Raw genomic sequence first — 17,686 nt, 5'->3', positions numbered from 1 at the left:
CTTATTTTTTGTGCGCACCCTCCACCTCGTCAATCAGTTTCCTGAGTTCGTCGAGCGAAATTTCCTCTTCCTTCACCAGTGATGACACCGCACTGAGGTACGAGTTATTAAAATATTTGCTTACCACGCTCTTCAAAGTAATGTTGCGAAAATCATTTTCGCTGACTACCGCATAGTACTGATAGGTATTTCCATAGGTATGGTGTGCCAGAAATCCTTTTTCTTCCAAACCTCTTACAATAGTAGAGAGTGTATTAAAGTGTGGTTTTGGCTCTTCATAGAAAGCCAGAATCTCCTTTACGAACAGAGCCCCTTCTTTCCAAAAGTAACCCATAAGTTCCTCTTCTTTAGCTGTTAAATATTTCATAGCACAAATAAACTAATACTTTTAGTTACAAAACTAATTTATTTAGTTAATAAAACAAAAGGGGGTATCTAGCCATCTTTATTACTTTTGTATATATCTTTGTATCGTACTCAACACATCAATACATATACTATGAAAACACCCGAACTACTGCGTATACGGTTGCACAATCAACTGCTGGCTGGTAATAATTTTGCTACTCCCCGCGAAATCGTATCGTGGATGGGAGCCATGCAATCTCAAAACTACGAGATGGCAAAGTGGGGTGTAGGTGTAAGGCTTCCGGGAAATACAAACGAAATGGTTGAAGCCGCTATAAATCGTGGTGAAATTATACGCACACACATACTTCGCCCTACATGGCACTTTGTAGATGCTAACGACATACATTGGATGTTGGAACTTACTTCGCCACGCATTAAGCAAGCCTTTCATGGGTATGCGCGTACATTAAATTACGATATAAAAGAGATTTTACAGGGTTGTGAGCGCCTGCCAAAGATATTGGAAAAACACGGGCACCTCACCCGGCAGGAGATTGGAGAGCATTTAATAGCCGAAGGGATTCCTATTAACGACCCACATAAGGTAGCGTATATTGCTTCGCTTGCCGAATTGGATGGTATTATTTGCAGTGGTGAAGTGCGTGGAAACAAACAAACTTATGCCTTACTACATCATCGAGCCGACAAAAATGTACAGTTCAGTACAGAAGAAGCATTGGCAGAACTCGCGAAACGATTCTTCAAGAGCCATGGTCCGGCTACACTTGCCGACTACGCATGGTGGTCGGGGCTTTCTATGACTGAAGCCAAAAAAGGTCTGGAAGCTGTAAAACATCTTTTTATATCCGAAGAGATGAACGGGAACATCTACTGGATGCGTAGCGACTTACAATCACCACCAAGTGAAGAGCGTAGCGCTCTACTCCTCCCCGCTTTCGATGAGTATGTAGTAAGCTATAAAGAACGCGCGGAAATAATATCCGAAAAATACTATCGCAAGGTGCTTACTATAAATGGAATATTCAGTCCTACCATTCACTTGAATGGTGAAATTATTGGTTCTTGGAAACGAGCAAAACAGAAGAAAACGATTACTGCGGAGCTATCTTTCTTCGAAACAACACCCAAAAAGGTGCAACCTTGGTTCAAGCAGGCAATTAAGGAATATGAGAAGTTTTATAGTACGCAATACAAACATTGACATTGACAAAATACACTATCCTCCCCTCCTCATAAATGCCAATACAAAATAAATAAGAAGCGGCACAAACAGCAACACCATTACAACATCTGTAACAACAGTTGCTGCCGCTCCTTTTAGTATTTCCAGATTTTTTAGCAGTAAGCTAAGAAATGTCATGTTTATAAAGATAGCAACAATTCGCATCAAGCGAGTAGCAAGCAGGTATTGTATGCGGATGTTCTGCTCTGTAATGCGCACGGGGAAATTAAACCATCGTGCGGAAATAAACGAGCTACCCAACAGTAGTATGGTAACAACAGTTACCCCTATGCCCATAGAGATATTATCGCTCGTATTAAACTCTTGAAGATGAAGTAACGCAACACCCCAGAAAACGATAAGCAGCAAAAAAGCAATACCCATCAATACCCAATCGAGTAGCATGGGTTGCAATCTGTAATTTTTCAACTCACTACCCGTAAATCGTCCTAAATTTATCATAATTTGTCGTTTGATTGTTCTTTTACTTGTTTTGTCTTACTGCTCTTCATCCTACCATTCTTTCGCAACGCTTCGGAAATAATCCATTGAAGCTGTCCGTTAGTACTACGAAACTCATCGGCTGCCCATTTTTCTATGGCTTCCATTACTTCCGCATCTACACGTAATACAAAGCTTTTGGTCGAAGATTCTTTTTTTGCCATCTCTCTATTATTCTATTTTCTTACTCATCACCCATCCTGCAATATCGTTCAATACATAAGCAGGAATAGTATTCTTCTTAGTATATTCAATAGGAACAGACTTGCCGCTTCCTTCCATCATCAAATGGTTCAACTTTGGATAGGATTTGAACAGCACGTTACGGTGGCGCAACAAGCCCATTCTCCACAAGCCAAAATCTTGCATAGTTACTTGATAATCTCGCTCGCCCTGAAGAATTAATACGGGTAGCGTTAGCTTCTTCGCTACATCCACTTGATTATAAGTATTAGAAAGCTCCCAATAGCTTTGAGGTATGTTTAACGGAAAAGGTATTGAAGCATCGTATTCGTCTGTTCCCAGCTTCTTTACGTTGGCTGCCTGTCTCTTTACTTGCTCTATTTCTTGCTTCGTTTTTTCGGTAACTCCACTAAAGGATGCCAGGTATTCCATTTGCTCAGGTAGCATATCTTCAAAAGGACGTGCGGGAGCTGCAATCATCACAATGCCCGATAGAGTCGTATCTCTCTCGGCAATGCGGGGAGCAAGCATAGCACCCAGACTATGTCCGATGATATAGACTTCGCTCTTCTCAAATCGCTTGTCGGCACGGATGTTCTGTACAGCCGCGAGTGCGTCATCTACGGTTTCGTTGTCGTAGTTTATCTTACCGTCGGGAGCACTCTTTGCTTTATACACTAAAGTACGCTTATCGTAACGAACCACGGCTATGCCTTGAGTGGATAATCCCCATGCCAAATCGCGAAAGGGTTTATTCACAACAATTGTCTCATCTCGATCATTCGGGCCAGACCCATGCACAAGAATAACCACAGGAGGGTTCTCTACTTGCTTGGGTAAGGTCAGTGTACCGGGCAATTTGAACTCCCCTGACGTTACCACAAAATCCTCTTCCGTCATTTTACTATCATCAAATTCTACCGGAGACACCTCTATGTCTGCGGGTTTAGGGATAAAATTAAGGGTTGTTGCCTTTCCTTTATTATCAAATGAGGTAAGAAGACGCAGTTCATAATTCGCAAACTTTACATCAGTATAGTAAATAAGGTTCTTGCCTATGGAATCAGCTTGCCAATCGCTATGCGATTGATATTTACCACATTGCCTCTCCATCTGTCTAAATATTCCGCTAAAGTCTTGTGCAGAAATTTGTTTCTGTATCTCAGCGTTCATACGAGCATATACACTATCTCCTTGCGCAGTTTTCACAAACTCAAAGATTTCTTCAGCCAAAACATTATCCTGCGCATGTACTCCCACTAAAGAGAGTACAGCAAACAGACATATTGTTATTCTTTTATTCATAAATAGATTCTTAGTGGTGTAATGTTCCGGTATTTACCACAGGTTGCGCAGCTTCATCGGCACAAAGCACCACAAGCAGATTACTTACCATTGCAGCTTTTTTCTCATCGTCCAACTCTACTATTTCTTCTTCAGCAAGTTTGGTCAATGCCATTTTCACCATTGAGACAGCCCCTTCTACAATCTTCTCGCGAGCCATGATAATTGCCGACGCTTGTTGACGGCGCAACATCACTGCTGCAATTTCGGGAGCATACGCCAAATAATTAATACGCGCTTCAACAACTTCCATACCTGCCATATCTAAGCGTTCGTTCAACTGACGCTCCAGTTGGTCGTTCACCTCTTCTCCACCCGAGCGCAGCGTAAGTTCATTGCTTAAAGCTTCGTTATCATCATAAGCATATTGCCCTGCTACCTGACGAAGCGCAGCGTCACTCTGTACCATCACAAAATTCTCGAAAGCCGTCATTCGTCCTGCCACCGACTGTCCGCCTGTTTGAGGATTATTACCTGCCGCCATTGTTTGCGAATCTATTTCGAACATAGCTTTATAGGTATCTTTCAGTCGCCATACCAACACCAAACCTATTAATACGGGGTTACCAATTTTATCATTCACTTTAATAGGGTTCACATCAAGATTACGGGCACGCATTGAAAGTTTCTTCTTGTTCATAAACGGATTTACCCAGAAGAAGCCTGTATCCTTGCATGTTCCTTTGTATTTCCCAAAGAAAACCATCACACGCGCCTCGTTAGGTTCTTGCGAAAAATAGCCGGCAAACATTATCATCCCAAAAACAACAGCTATTATATCCAACGCAAACACAGCAGCAACAGGAAGTATTATTGTTAGTAAAATCAGTATTACTGGCATTACCAGCAATTGAAGAAACAACATAAGAAACCCGTTCATCTTAAATCCTTTGAAATTCAATTCTTTCGTTTCCATAATCATACTATTTATTTGATATTATTTTGATATCACAAACATATTAATAAATATCAAAACAACAAGCGAAACATTCTATAATTAACATTTATTATGGGAGCAAAAATACACGTGAAGACCTTGTGAAGACCTAAAGACAGGGGTCTTCACACATAACAAACTCACCATTAGCGCATTACAGCAATATGTGAAGGTGAAGGCCAATTTCATAAAAGCATATTTAGAGACAATAAATGCTACTTACCCGTTAGCAAAATTTATTTCTCACTGTTTTCTACTTCATTTCTCACTGCTTTTTTGAAATAAATCACTGAGAAACAGATCAAAAAACACTGAGAAAATTTGCCATAAGCACACATCCCATCAGCCATAAGCAGACAAAGCGTTTGCCTATGGCAGATGACCAGTTTGCCATAAGCAAACAGTGCAAGAGCCATAAGCAGATTTTTCATATTCAAGTTGATTTAAGCAATGCAAGAATAGGGAAAACTTTTTCGTATTATTTTGAATACAAATCGTATTTTTATGTAACTTTGCATACGAAATACTATCAATAACTTTATGGAACTACATATAAAAAACGAAACCGCAAAGCTAAAGGCTGTTGTACTAGGACAGCCCGGAAGTATAGGCAAAGTACCTACCTTAACCGAAACATACGATGCCAAGTCCTACGAAACCGTATCATTGAATACATACCCCAAGGAAGAAGAAATCTGCAAAGAGATGTCCATCTTCGAAAAAGTACTGCTGAAGCATGGCGTACAGGTATTCCGACCTTGGACGATAGAGAATTGCAACCAGGTATTTGCACGGGATGTAGCATTCGTGATTGACGATAAGATTATCAACTCCAACATCATACCCGATCGTGACGACGAGAAAGAAGCCTATCAAATAGTGTACGACCAAATAGCCTACAACAAGATATACAACTTACCCGAAAAGGCACATGTAGAAGGTGGGGATGTGGTATTATACAATGATATTGTTTTTTTAGGTATCTATTTGGGCGAGGATTACTCCAATCTCAAATCCGCTCGAACAAATCTCTATGCGCTCAATTTCTTAAAGGAACTTTTCCCCGAAAAGACATTTATTCCTTTGGAGTTAAAAAAGAACGACACCGATCCACGAGCGGGCATATTACATCTGGATTGTACTTTCATGCCCGTAAACAGCAACAAGGCAATTATCTACAAAGATGGTTTTGCAAACAAGAAAGACTATAAGCTTCTCTTAGATATTTTTGGCAAAGAGAATATTTTCGAGCTTACCCGCGAGGAGATGTATCTTATGAATAGCAACGTTTTTTCTATTTCACCCGAGGTTGTGGTATCCGAAAAGAACTTCGTCCGCTTAAACACACACATGGAGGAAGTTTGGGGAATGACCGTAGAACGAGTTCCCTATTACGAGATCTCCAAAATGGGTGGTTTATTGCGTTGCTCTACCCTGCCGCTAATCAGAGAGTAAGAAAAGCATCTCGTAGTTGCTTCATAGCTTGTTCTAACGTAACACGCGGACAACCTACATTTATTCGCATAAAGCCTTCGCCATTCGCTCCGAACATTGCACCATTGTTCAAAGCCAAGTGTGCACCGTCTTCAAAAAAGCGAAGCAGATTTTCTTGTGATAATCCAAGCTCCCTGCAATCCAAAAAGACCAAATAGGAAGCTTGCGGACGAATAACTTTAATCTTTGGTACGTGCACTTTAAGAAAGCTATCCATATAGTCTATATTTTCTTGTACATAAGCCAGCACTTGATGCAACCAATCTGTGCCCTGACTATACGCGGCTGCCACAGAAAGAAAGGCAAACAGATGACCTTCGCCTACACTATTGATAGCAACCTGCTCGGCATAACGCTTGCAAAGTTCTTCATTAGGAATAACAGCATATGAAGTTGAGAGCCCCGGCATATTGAATGCTTTGCTTGGCGACATCAGCGTTATGGAGTTTATACGCGCTTCCTCAGAGACGGTAGCAAACGGATAATGGCGATATTGCGGGAAAGTAAGGTCGGCATGTATTTCATCGGATACCACAAGAACATTACTCTCATAGCATATCTTAGCTATCGCTTGCAACTCATCCTTAGTCCACACCCTGCCACTAGGATTTTGCGGATTGCATAGAATAAGCATCTTACAATCTTTTATCTGTGCTTCAAAAAGAGGCATATCCATTTCGTAACGACCATCTACTAGTTTCAGTGGATTGTACACTACCTCGCGATGATTTCGCTCGGCCGATAAGAAAAACGGATGATAAACCGGCGTTTGCACCATTATTTTATCGCCGGGTTGCGTAAATTGCTGAATAGCCATAGTAAAACCAGGTACTACTCCCGGTGAGAAGTTCAGCATTTCGCGCGTAACATTCCATTCGAAACGTTGTTTTAGCCACTCAATAATGGAGTCGTACCACGCGTCCGACCGAAAAGTATAGCCTAATATTTCATGATCAAGTCGCTCACGAAGAGCTTCAACAATAAAAGGAGCTGTACGAAAATCCATATCCGCCACCCACATAGGCAGCAAGTCTGTGCGATTCCAGAATATTTTTACACCCTCTACCTTTTCAGCATCTGTACCGCTACGGTCTATCACTTCGTCGAAATTGTACCTCATAGCCATTTTTAATATAAATTGCATTAGCAAAAGTAGCATTAAAAAAAGAATTGTGTACCTTTGCTGGGCAAAATCAAAAGAAAACAAATGATAAAAGCTATATTTTTTGATATAGACGGGACGTTAGTTAGCTTCAAGACTCATACTATTCCCACATCTACTATTGAGGCAATCAATGCGTTAAGAGAAAAAGACATAAAGGTTTTTATCTCCACAGGACGCTCTAAAACAATCATAAATAATTTAGGTAAACTAACTTTCGATGGGTTTATCACCATGAACGGTGCATATTGTTATGCCGGCAATGAAGTTATTTACAAGAACAGCATCCCCAACGAAGATATAGAGGTATTGGTAAACAGAGTAAAAAAACAACAACTCTCGTGCGTGTTTGTGCAAGAGAAAAGAATTGCTCTATGTAACCAAAGCTGGGTTACCGACGAATTTTGCGAAACACTCAACATTTCACCCATCGCAACAATAAGTCCCGATGAGATACTTGGCAAAGAGGTATTTCAAGTATCTCCATTCATCACGCCTTCACAAGAAAGCGAGTTTATGCCTTTATTACCACACTGTACATCAGGTCGTTGGCATCCTTCGTTTACTGACATTGTAGCCAAAGACAACGGAAAAGACCGTGGCATGGACGAAATATTGCGCCACTTTGAAATTGATTTAAAAGACACTATGGCTTTCGGGGATGGCGGAAACGATATTCCTATGCTTAAGCATGCCGCTATTGGCGTAGCTATGGGAAATGCCGGAGAAGATGTAAAACGCATCGCCGACTACGTAGCTCCTAGTGTAGACAATGACGGAATCATGAAAGCACTACAACACTTCGAAGTCCTCTAACACACTACATGAAGGCTTTTTATACCATTTTGCTGCTCATTATGTCCAATGTCTTCATGACTTTTGCATGGTATGGACACTTGAAATTGCACGAAATGAAGATTTCGAGCAGTTGGCCACTTTATGGAATAATCTTGTTTTCATGGTTTATAGCCTTGTTTGAATATTCCTTTCAGGTACCAGCCAATCGCATAGGCTTCAGTGGAAATGGTGGCCCATTTACACTCATGCAGCTAAAAGTTATTCAAGAAGTAATCACACTGATTGTGTTCACGCTGTTTTCTACCATAGCCTTTAAGGGAGAAACGTTGCAGTGGAACCATCTTGCGGCTTTTGTCTGCCTTATATTGGCTGTGTACTTCGTCTTTCTGAAGTAGACACCTCCGCTATATACTTAAGTAAACGGAAGTCGTTTACCGTATCATTTTTTTTACTACGTTTGTAGGGAATAAGCAAAACACGCGCGTGAAGTTTACAGTAGACACTAATAACAAAGAGTTTCAGAATGCACTGAACCTCATACAGTACACCAGCCAGTCACTCTTCCTCACGGGGAAAGCAGGGACGGGAAAGTCTACTTTCTTGAAATATTTATGCGAGCATACCAAGAAAAAGTTCGTAGTACTGGCGCCTACAGGTATTGCCGCCATCAACGCAGGTGGTAGCACAATGCACAGCTTTTTTAAGCTTCCGTTTCATCCATTACTACCCGACGACCCCAACCTGAGTCTACAAAAGAACCGCATACACGAATTTTTCAAGTACAACAAACAACACCGCAAACTACTCGAAAAGACAGAACTCGTTATCATCGATGAGATTTCTATGGTACGAGCAGATACAATAGATGCCATTGACAAAATTTTGCGGGTCTATTCACATAACATGCGTCAACCGTTTGGAGGGAAGCAACTGTTGCTCGTAGGCGATATTTTTCAATTGGAGCCTGTTATCAAGAATGATGAACGAGAGATCATCAACCGTTTCTACCCCACTCCATATTTCTTTTCGGCACGGGTATTCAATGAAATGGAGTTGGTTTCCATTGAGCTTACTAAAGTATATCGGCAAACAGATCGAGTTTTCGTCAATGTACTGGATCGCATACGCAACAGTACTGTAGAAGCAGCCGACTTGCAACTACTCAACACACGCTATGGTTCCAAGATAGAACAGAGCGAAGAAGATATGTATATCACCCTCGCCACACGTCGCGATAATGTGGATTTTATCAATGATAAAAAGCTTGCCGAACTACCCGGAGAGCCAATTACCTTTGAGGGAGAAATCAATGGAGACTTTCCTGAAAGCAGCCTACCTACTCCCAAAGAGCTTGTACTGAAACCCGGTGCTCAGATTATTTTTATAAAAAACGATTACGAGCGCAGGTGGGTAAACGGTACTATCGGGGTGGTAAGTGGTATCAGCGAGGGAGGTACTATCTATGTGATAACCGACGAGGGGCAGGAGTTTGATGTAAACAAAGACTCATGGCGCAACATTCGCTACCGCTATAATGAGAAGAAAAAGGAAATAGAGGAAGAAGAATTGGGTGTGTATATACAGTACCCCATACGTCTGGCTTGGGCGATAACAATCCACAAAAGCCAAGGACTTACCTTCCACCATGTTATTGTAGACTTTACAGGAGGAGTATTTGCTGGCGGACAAGCATATGTAGCACTCAGTCGTTGCACTACATTAGAAGGTATTCAACTTAAAAAACAAATAAGCCGTAGCGATGTATTTGTTCGCCCGGAGATAGTACACTTTGCACAGCGTTTTAATAATCAGCAAGCTATTGATAAAGCAATGAAGCAAGCGCAAGCAGATATTGAGTACCGCAAAGCTACACAAGCATTCGATAAAGGCGAATTCGAGACCTTCTTGAAGCACTTCTTTGTTGCCATACATGCGCGTTATGATATTGAAAAACCGGCTATTCAACGATTTATCCGTCGGAAGTTGAACATTATCAACCATTTGCGTGTTGAAAATAATAGTTTGAAAGAGCAGCTTGCCATACAGCGAAAGAGCCTCGAACGTTTTGCACAGGAATATTACCAACTGGGAAACGATTCTATTACACAAGCTCACGACGCACGAGCAGCCATTGCCAATTACGACAAAGCAATCGAGCTATATCCCGAAATGGCAGATGCTTGGATTCGCAAAGGCATTACCCTCTATAATAAAGGAGAGTACAACGAAGCTGAATACTGCCTCAGCACAGCGGTAAAATTGCGTCCGGCCGATTTCAAGCCTGTATACAACCGAGGCAAGCTACGTCTTAAAATAGACGATGTGGAAGGAGCCATTGCAGACCTTGACAAGGCAACCACCTTCAAAACTGAGCATGCCAAGGCACACGAACTCTTTGGAGATGCCTTGTTACGAGCAGGACAAGAAGACCGTGCTGCTATACAGTGGCGCATTGCAGAAGAATTACGAAAGAAAAAAGCGTAAAACAACATGTTCAATATATTAAATAAACCCAAATAAGAATTATGAAAAAAGGACTAAAGATTGCAGGAATCATAGTAGCAGTAATACTGGTATTGATGATTGTGTTACCTTTCGCTTTCAGAGGAAAGATTGAAGGGCTTGTTAAAAGTGAAGGTAACAAAATGCTTAATGCACAATTCGACTTTGACAAACTAAGCATCAGCCTTTTCAAAAATTTCCCCAAAGCATCTATTACGATTGAGGATTTCTGGCTGAAAGGTATTAACGAGTTTGAAAACGACACACTGGTACACGCTGGCGAGCTTACAGCTACCGTTAATTTGATGTCACTCCTTGGTAACAGCGGCTACGAAGTTAGTAAAATAGCCATTGTAAATACTTACGCTAAAGCTATCGTATTGGCAGACGGAAAGGCTAACTGGGACATCATGAAACCCAGTGATAGCGAAGAAACGACAAAAGAGACTACCGAAGATTCGGCTTCTTTCTCTGTTAAGCTTAATAAGCTGATTCTAGACAATGTGAACATTATCTACGATGACCGTCAAGGAAACATGTATGCCGAAATTAAAAAACTAGGTGCAACCTGCTCGGGTGATCTTGGTAGCGACCAAACAGTCTTAAAGCTTGAAGCAGAAACACCTGCTCTTTATTATAAAATGGGTGGTGTACCATTCCTTAACGGAGTGAACTTCTATGCTAAGATGAACGTAGATGCCGACCTGAAGAATATGAAATTTACCCTAGCTAAAAATGAGCTACGCCTTAATGCCATCAAAGCAGGTATAGACGGATGGATAGCTATGATAGACCCGGCAATGGATATGGATCTTACACTGAACACCAGTGAAGTAGGATTCAAAGAAATCTTATCGTTGGTTCCTGCCATCTACTCCAAAGAGTTCAAGGATCTGAAGACTGAAGGAACAGCTACTTTATCAGCACACGCTAAAGGTATTTTACAGGGCGATACAGTACCACAATTCAATGCATCTATCGAGGTAAAGAATGCCATGTTCCAATATCCTACATTACCTGCGGGAGTAGATCAAATCAATATCAGTGCCAAAGCAAGCAATCCGGGAGGTAGTGCTGACTTAACCATAGTAGAGGTTAATCCATTCAAGTTCCGATTGGCAAACAATCCATTTAGCATGACGGCAGAGGTAAAAACACCTATCAGTGATGCTGCTTTCAATGTAAATACAAACGGTGTGCTTGATCTTGGAAAGATTAAAGATGTGTATCCACTTGAAGAGATGGAATTAAATGGTATTGTAAACGCGGACTTTGCTATGGCAGGGCGTATGTCATATATAGAAAATGAACAATATGACCGCCTTACTGCCTCAGGAAATATCAAGCTAACCGACATGAAGTTAAAGATGAAAGACATTCCAGATGTAGACATACATCAATCAATCTTTACCTTCACACCGAAACGTCTTCAATTAAGCGAAACCACAGTAAATATTGGTCAGAACGACATCACTGCCGACTGTTACTTTGAGAACTACATGGGATTCGCGTTGAAAGACAACGTAATAAAGGGGAAACTTAATATCAGCTCCAACTTATTCAACCTCAACGACTTTATGAGTGGCGAAGAAACCACAACCACTACAGACACTGTACCGATGAACCTCATCGAGATTCCTAAAAACGTTGACTTTGACATGACGGTCAATATGAAGAAGGTAGTGTTTGGTGCAATGAATATTGACAATATAAAAGGAGACTTGAAGGTTAATAATGGTATTGCTAACATGAAAGGTCTCTCTATGAACACCATGGGTGGCAACATCGTAATGAACGGACATTACTCTACTGCCGACATTGAGAAACCCGAAGTAGATGCTTCATTCAAAATGACTGATCTAAGTTTTGCACAGACCTACAAAGAACTGGATATGGTAAAACAAATGGCGCCTATCTTTGAGGGACTAAAAGGAACCTATTCGGGTAGCATGACAGTACAAACATTACTGGATAAGCAGATGAGCCCCGTACTGAATACTATGCAAGGAAATGGTAACCTCTCCACTAAAGACCTCAATTTAAGCGGTGTGGACGTAATTGACAAAATTGCAGACGCGGTAGGCAAGGAAGAGCTCAAGAACATTTCTGTAAAAGACATGAATCTGGACTTCGAAATTAAAGAAGGAAGATTATATACCGACCCATTCGACATCAAGTTCAAAGACTACGTAATGAACCTTTCGGGTAGTACCGGACTGGATCAAACCGTAGACTATAGTGGTAAGATACAACTTCCCGCCTCTGCAGGAAAGGTTGCTTCGCTCACTACATTCGACCTGAAGATCACCGGAGAGATGTCATCTCCTAAGGTAGGTGTAGACTTGGCAAGTATGGGTAAACAAGCTGTAACAAATGTTGCCGAATCCCTACTCGACAAAGTTCTGGGTAGCAACAAGAATGATTCCACTGCAACAGACTCTACAGCAACAGATACCGATAAAGGCAGCAAAACAAAGGATGCCATAAAAGGACTGCTTGATAAAATAAAGAAATAGGAAACAGAGCATAGGCACGACCGGCAAGAAAACAAAGCCGTCGTGCCTATCATGTTTAATTCTCAATACTCTATACTATGTTAAAACTCTACGAACGAAACACTAACCCCCGCGATCTTCAGCAGGTGATCGACATTCTCAATGACGGTGGCGTAATCATCTACCCCACTGATACTCGTTACGCCATGGGGTGTCATGGATTAAAAGAACGGGCTGTAGAACGTATTTGCCGCCTTAAAGGTATAGACCCACGCAAGAACAATTTATCCATCATCTGTAAAGATCTAAGCATGGTAAGCGAGTATGCAAAGATGAACAACAACACCTTTAAGTTATTAAAAAAGAACTTGCCCGGTCCCTTCACCTTTATTCTGAATACCGGAAATAACTTACCAAAAATCTACAAAAACCGCAGGGAAGTAGGCATACGTATTCCCGACAACAATATCCTCCTCCAACTCATTGAATTGCTGGAAGCTCCCATCATGACCTCTACCCTACACCATGATGAAGATGAAGACGAAGGGTATGTTACACATCCCGAACTTATAAATGATAAGTTTAGCGAGATTGTAGATCTCATTATTGATGGAGGCGAAGGCGACAGTGAAGAATCAACAATTGTGGACTGTCTTGGCGATTCACCCGTAGTTACACGACAAGGAAAGGGGTGGCTGGACGAATGAAAACACAATCCGAAACCTTTAAGGGGTTCTGCTATGGAGTACTTTCTTCGGCAAGCTTCGGATTAATACCGTTTTTTGCTGTTCCACTATTGAAGCAAGGCATGGGGTTTGACTCTGTTTTGTTTTACAGGTTTCTATTTGCCTGCGTTGCTTTAGCAGTTGTATTGATGATAACCAAACAATCATTCCGAATCACATTAAAAGATTTTTGGTCATTGGTGGTACTGGCTATATTTTACGACATCAGTTCTCTGTTTCTCATGTGGGGATATCTATACATGGGTAGCGGTGTAGCCACTACATTGCACTTTATGTACCCGGTCTTCACTACGCTAATGATGATGTTATTCTTTAAGGAAAAGAAATCAGCAAGACGCATTATCGCTGTACTGCTTGCCGTTACAGGAGTCTTCTTTCTTTCGTATGATGGTACAGGTACCACTTCAATAATAGGTATTATCATTGTTCTTATTTCAGCGGTAGGATATGCTCTGTATCTGGTTACAGTCAGTATACTTAATATTAAACACCTTAGCGGACTACGGCTTACGTTCTATGTTTTTCTTATTGGCGGAGGTTTTCTTTTTATCATTCTTCAATTCCGAGGCGGATTACATCCTATTGAAAGTTGGGAATCCACACAAAGTTTACTACTTTTGGCATTGATACCCACAGTAGTATCCAACCTCTCATTGGTACAAGCCATCAAGCGGATTGGTTCTACGCTGACTTCGGTGTTGGGTGCTATGGAACCAGTTACAGCACTGATTGTCGGGGTAATCGTTTTTCAGGAAACACTCAGCGCACATGCCATATTAGGAATTGTGTTGGTGTTGGGAGCCGTACTCCTTATTATATTGCACAAGAAATAAAACTGTATTCAAAATAACACAAACATCATGAAACGAAGAACACTTTTCTGCACACTTTTGTGTCTTGCACTTAGCCTATCGGCAAGTACTCCGTTCGTGTATACCCCACTGAACGCCGAAAATCCTATTGAGTTTAATCTTGACCACATTATTTATCAAGGAGAGCGTATTGATTTGGGAGCACACTCTTTCTTTATCGACGGACAGCTACCCGACCACATTGTGGCAAACTTACCCTATGTATTTAATAGTATAAACGATGCTGTGGCGCAAATTTCCGATGGCACCAAAGAAGCTCCTATGACGCTGCACATAGCACCCTATGTATATTGGATTGACGACCCCGACGATCCGGCTATCCGTGTAGCACAAGAAGGTGAGGGTCTTCCTTACGGCATCATCCTGAAGTGTAACCACCTGAAGTTTCACGGACTATCTAGTAACCCCGAACACGTAATTATTGCTGCGAACCGCGGACAAACCATGGGGGCTAAAGGAAACTTCACACTCTTCAAGATAACAGGCGATGACATTACTACCGAGAATATAACCTTTGCCAACTATTGTAATATAGACTTGGAATATCCACTCAAACCCGAGTTTAATCGCAAAAAACGTGGCGAAGCTATCGTACAAGCACAACTGATACTATGTAATAGCGACCGGGTATTTGCCAAGAACTGCCATTTCATCAGCCGTCTCAACACCATGCCTTTTTACGGAAGTGGCAAGCGCGTATTATTTGTTAATTGCCATTTTGAACAAACGGATGACGCTTTGTGCAAGACAGCAATACACCTCGACTGCACATTCGATTTTTATTCCTCCAAACCCTTTGGAAGTACCATCTATACAGGAGCTATATTTATGAACTGCGACATACGTTGCGTAAGCAATAGTAACGAACAATTCTTTACCAAAGGAGGAGACCAGGTAGCAGTACTTGATTCTCGTTTGAGCGACAACGGAACAACCTACTGGGGTTGGCGTGACTTCCCTGCAGACGAATGTCGCAACTACCAACACAACGTCACCCTCAACGATAAACCCTTTATCATTGGTAAAGGACACAATCCGCTGAACACCGTAGTCATGACCGGAAAACCGCTGATGGATGCCTATTACTTCAAGCAAAACGGAAAATTGCAGTACAATCTTTACGGTCTATTACAAGGAAACGACGATTGGGATCCTATGAACCTTAAAGAAGCAACTCTTGTAGCAGAGTTACAGGAGGGAAAACGCTACACCGACATACCTATGCAACTACGTATATCTACCAGTCAAGATACATTAGAAACCGGAAAGTCTTCACTTGCCTTGCATACAGTCATGAAACGTTTTGGCAACATCGAAGTACCTGTTAGCGAGGATATCACCTGGAGCATTGCACAAGAGCACCAATCTTACGCCCGTTTATCTTCGACCGATAAAAGAACTTGCACGCTATTTCCTACCAACCAAAGCGACTCGTTACAGAAAATCTTAGTTTTCGCAACTTCAACATCAGGACTGGAAGCTGCGGCAGCCTTTTATATATTGCCCGAAGTGCTGGCTGCGCCAGTATTTAAACGTCAGCCAAAGCTCATCGAAGGTGATAGTAAACTAAGCATAAACTATGCCCTCGACACCAAGTATCCCGATCAATCACTTATTACATGGTATCGCTGTTCAGACAAATTGGGCAACAACGCCATTGAAGTGGCCGTTTCGCGCATGAATGAACCTAAGCGCGAGTATATACTTACACCGGGCGATGTAGGTTCTTACATTCTGGCAACTATCGAACCCAAAGACTTACGTTCGGAAGTAGGAGAAGTTACCAGATTGATAACCCGAAGAGCCATACAAACCAAAGAGACACGGATTGTCAATCCCATGAAGCTTGATTTCAAGAGCATCTCTTCACGAACACAACCTTTCGTTCGTCCCGGATATTTTACTCTCGACGCCTTCGCTCCCGAAGACACGAACGAATTCCCGTGGGAAGCTAACACCGAGATAGATCCTTGGTACTATGGATATGGTGTAAATGGAGCAGCGCATGCCCTTGGCTTTGTACAAAATACAAAAGGAGCAAGACTACGCTACACTCCTGTTGGCAATAGTTTTGGCAATATGAAAATGGAATTTACCGCAGTACCAGCTAAGACGGCAGGACAGGGATTTTCCAGTGCAACAGCGCAATACATGGATGTATTCATCAAGTTTGACACCGAAACACTAAATGGCTACGCATTAAGATTAGTACGCACCACCAAGTACGGCAATGCAATTGACATGGTGTTTGTACGTTATGAAAATGGCAAAGCACAAGCTATTAGCGAACCCGTCAGTACGACTTGTTATAAACCCGACTGCCGCATCACACTGGAGGCACGCGGAAATAAACTTATCGCAACAGCCAAACAACTTCCGGAGAACATCACTCCCGAACGCGAAGGACTTGTAAAAGAAGTGTATATGGAAACAGAATTCACCCCTAACACCTTCGGTGGATTTGGTTTCCAGCATACCGGAACAGTATGGGGAGGTGCAAGTGTAATAAAAGATATGACCGTAGAGTGGAAATAAGTTAAAAGAGCGTACACGTATCCCACAACCAGATACGTGTACGCTCTCTTTCTACCAAAGTGGAGTTACCTCTAGCAAAACACCATCTTCCATTGAATATTGTTCCAACGACTTCTCTTTTGATTGAATAACAATGTAAACCATCTGTTCATCAGAAGTATTGGTCATACCACGAACTCCGGTAGGAGCTACACGTACTATGCTTCCTTCCGAAATATCAAAGCATTGATCATCAACCTGAAATTTACCTTTTCCACTCAGAATAATATAAGTTTCCTCATTCTGCTTATGGGAATGAAAAATTGGAAGATCTGTCCGGGCAGGCAAGACACTTAGAGAAATCTCCGTACCGGTTGCTTTTGTAATCTCTTTCAAAAACGCTTTCCCATTAGCGGTTTCGGGTAAGAGTGACAGCTTACCTAAATCCACAGCTGTGAAATTCTCATTCTCTGCTACTTTTTTTACGTTGTTCATGTTATTAAAGTTTTAATTATCAACGATTGTTACTTTTCGTAACTTTATT

17 protein-coding genes are annotated in these 17,686 nt (G+C 41.6%); 9 read left to right on the top strand and 8 right to left on the bottom strand.

Annotated elements, in window-relative coordinates; translation table 11 throughout:
- Position 1: 1 nt before the first annotated feature.
- Positions 2–367: a BlaI/MecI/CopY family transcriptional regulator gene (locus D0T50_RS02045; RefSeq protein ID WP_163221475.1), complete on the bottom strand. Its 366-nt coding sequence runs from the start codon at positions 365–367 to the stop codon at positions 2–4.
- Positions 368–499: 132 nt separating this feature from the next.
- On the opposite strand from D0T50_RS02045, the gene D0T50_RS02040 reads away from it, so the two are divergent.
- The gene (locus D0T50_RS02040; protein ID WP_163221473.1) at positions 500–1,573 is read left to right on the top strand and encodes a winged helix DNA-binding domain-containing protein; all 1,074 of its coding nucleotides are present in this window, start codon (positions 500–502) and stop codon (positions 1,571–1,573) included.
- 15 nt (positions 1,574–1,588) lie between these two features.
- Here D0T50_RS02040 and D0T50_RS02035 read toward each other — a convergent pair whose 3' ends face one another.
- The 5 genes from D0T50_RS02035 to D0T50_RS02015 form a co-directional block, all read right to left on the bottom strand.
- Positions 1,589–2,056: a hypothetical protein gene (locus D0T50_RS02035; RefSeq protein ID WP_163221471.1), complete on the bottom strand. Its 468-nt coding sequence runs from the start codon at positions 2,054–2,056 to the stop codon at positions 1,589–1,591.
- On the bottom strand, positions 2,053–2,259 hold the full coding sequence (locus D0T50_RS02030) for an Arc family DNA-binding protein (protein WP_163221469.1): 207 nt from the start codon (positions 2,257–2,259) through the stop codon (positions 2,053–2,055). Before D0T50_RS02030 ends, D0T50_RS02035 begins: the two co-directional genes overlap by 4 nt.
- 7 nt (positions 2,260–2,266) lie before the next feature.
- On the bottom strand, positions 2,267–3,583 hold the full coding sequence (locus tag D0T50_RS02025) for an alpha/beta fold hydrolase (protein WP_163221467.1): 1,317 nt from the start codon (positions 3,581–3,583) through the stop codon (positions 2,267–2,269).
- Positions 3,584–3,593: 10 nt separating this feature from the next.
- On the bottom strand, positions 3,594–4,538 hold the full coding sequence (locus D0T50_RS02020; protein ID WP_163221465.1) for an SPFH domain-containing protein: 945 nt from the start codon (positions 4,536–4,538) through the stop codon (positions 3,594–3,596).
- 257 nt (positions 4,539–4,795) lie between these two features.
- Positions 4,796–4,990 carry a hypothetical protein gene (locus D0T50_RS02015; RefSeq protein ID WP_163221463.1) on the bottom strand — a complete coding sequence of 65 codons (195 nt, stop codon included), beginning with the start codon at positions 4,988–4,990 and terminating at the stop codon, positions 4,796–4,798.
- A gap of 109 nt (positions 4,991–5,099) precedes the next feature.
- Here D0T50_RS02015 and D0T50_RS02010 point away from each other — a divergent pair, with 109 nt between their 5' ends.
- The gene (locus tag D0T50_RS02010) at positions 5,100–6,014 is read left to right on the top strand and encodes a dimethylarginine dimethylaminohydrolase family protein (RefSeq protein ID WP_163221461.1); all 915 of its coding nucleotides are present in this window, start codon (positions 5,100–5,102) and stop codon (positions 6,012–6,014) included.
- Here D0T50_RS02010 and D0T50_RS02005 read toward each other — a convergent pair.
- Positions 6,004–7,173, bottom strand: coding sequence for a MalY/PatB family protein (locus D0T50_RS02005; protein WP_163221459.1), 1,170 nt, complete (start codon positions 7,171–7,173; stop codon positions 6,004–6,006). The genes D0T50_RS02010 and D0T50_RS02005 overlap by 11 nt on opposite strands.
- 87 nt (positions 7,174–7,260) lie before the next feature.
- Here D0T50_RS02005 and D0T50_RS02000 point away from each other — a divergent pair, with 87 nt between their 5' ends.
- From D0T50_RS02000 to D0T50_RS01970, 7 genes are all read left to right on the top strand, one after another.
- The gene (locus tag D0T50_RS02000) at positions 7,261–8,031 is read left to right on the top strand and encodes a Cof-type HAD-IIB family hydrolase (protein ID WP_163221457.1); all 771 of its coding nucleotides are present in this window, start codon (positions 7,261–7,263) and stop codon (positions 8,029–8,031) included.
- A gap of 8 nt (positions 8,032–8,039) precedes the next feature.
- Positions 8,040–8,408 carry a DMT family protein gene (locus tag D0T50_RS01995; protein ID WP_163221455.1) on the top strand — a complete coding sequence of 123 codons (369 nt, stop codon included), beginning with the start codon at positions 8,040–8,042 and terminating at the stop codon, positions 8,406–8,408.
- Positions 8,409–8,496: 88 nt separating this feature from the next.
- Positions 8,497–10,497 (top strand): AAA family ATPase, encoded by a 2,001-nt coding sequence (locus tag D0T50_RS01990; protein WP_163221453.1) that lies wholly within the window; start codon positions 8,497–8,499, stop codon positions 10,495–10,497.
- Between the two features lie 41 nt (positions 10,498–10,538).
- The gene (locus tag D0T50_RS01985) at positions 10,539–13,031 is read left to right on the top strand and encodes an AsmA-like C-terminal region-containing protein (protein ID WP_163221451.1); all 2,493 of its coding nucleotides are present in this window, start codon (positions 10,539–10,541) and stop codon (positions 13,029–13,031) included.
- Between the two features lie 77 nt (positions 13,032–13,108).
- Positions 13,109–13,717, top strand: coding sequence for an L-threonylcarbamoyladenylate synthase (locus D0T50_RS01980; protein WP_163221449.1), 609 nt, complete (start codon positions 13,109–13,111; stop codon positions 13,715–13,717).
- Positions 13,714–14,589, top strand: a complete 876-nt coding sequence (locus tag D0T50_RS01975; RefSeq protein ID WP_163221447.1) for a DMT family transporter — start codon at positions 13,714–13,716, stop codon at positions 14,587–14,589. Before D0T50_RS01980 ends, D0T50_RS01975 begins: the two co-directional genes overlap by 4 nt.
- Before the next feature lie 27 nt (positions 14,590–14,616).
- Complete coding sequence (locus D0T50_RS01970) at positions 14,617–17,163, top strand: hypothetical protein (RefSeq protein ID WP_163221445.1); 2,547 nt, start codon at positions 14,617–14,619, stop codon at positions 17,161–17,163.
- Positions 17,164–17,214: 51 nt separating this feature from the next.
- On the opposite strand, the gene D0T50_RS01965 is transcribed toward D0T50_RS01970, so the two are convergent.
- Positions 17,215–17,637 carry a cupin domain-containing protein gene (locus tag D0T50_RS01965; RefSeq protein ID WP_163221443.1) on the bottom strand — a complete coding sequence of 141 codons (423 nt, stop codon included), beginning with the start codon at positions 17,635–17,637 and terminating at the stop codon, positions 17,215–17,217.
- Positions 17,638–17,686 lie beyond the last annotated feature (49 nt).

The organism is Bacteroides sp. 214, assembly GCF_010501015.1.
In the GTDB taxonomy this organism is placed as follows: domain Bacteria; phylum Bacteroidota; class Bacteroidia; order Bacteroidales; family Bacteroidaceae; genus Bacteroides.
Note: the sequence above shows the minus strand (reverse complement) of the source record. Positions and strands in the feature narration are given on the sequence as shown.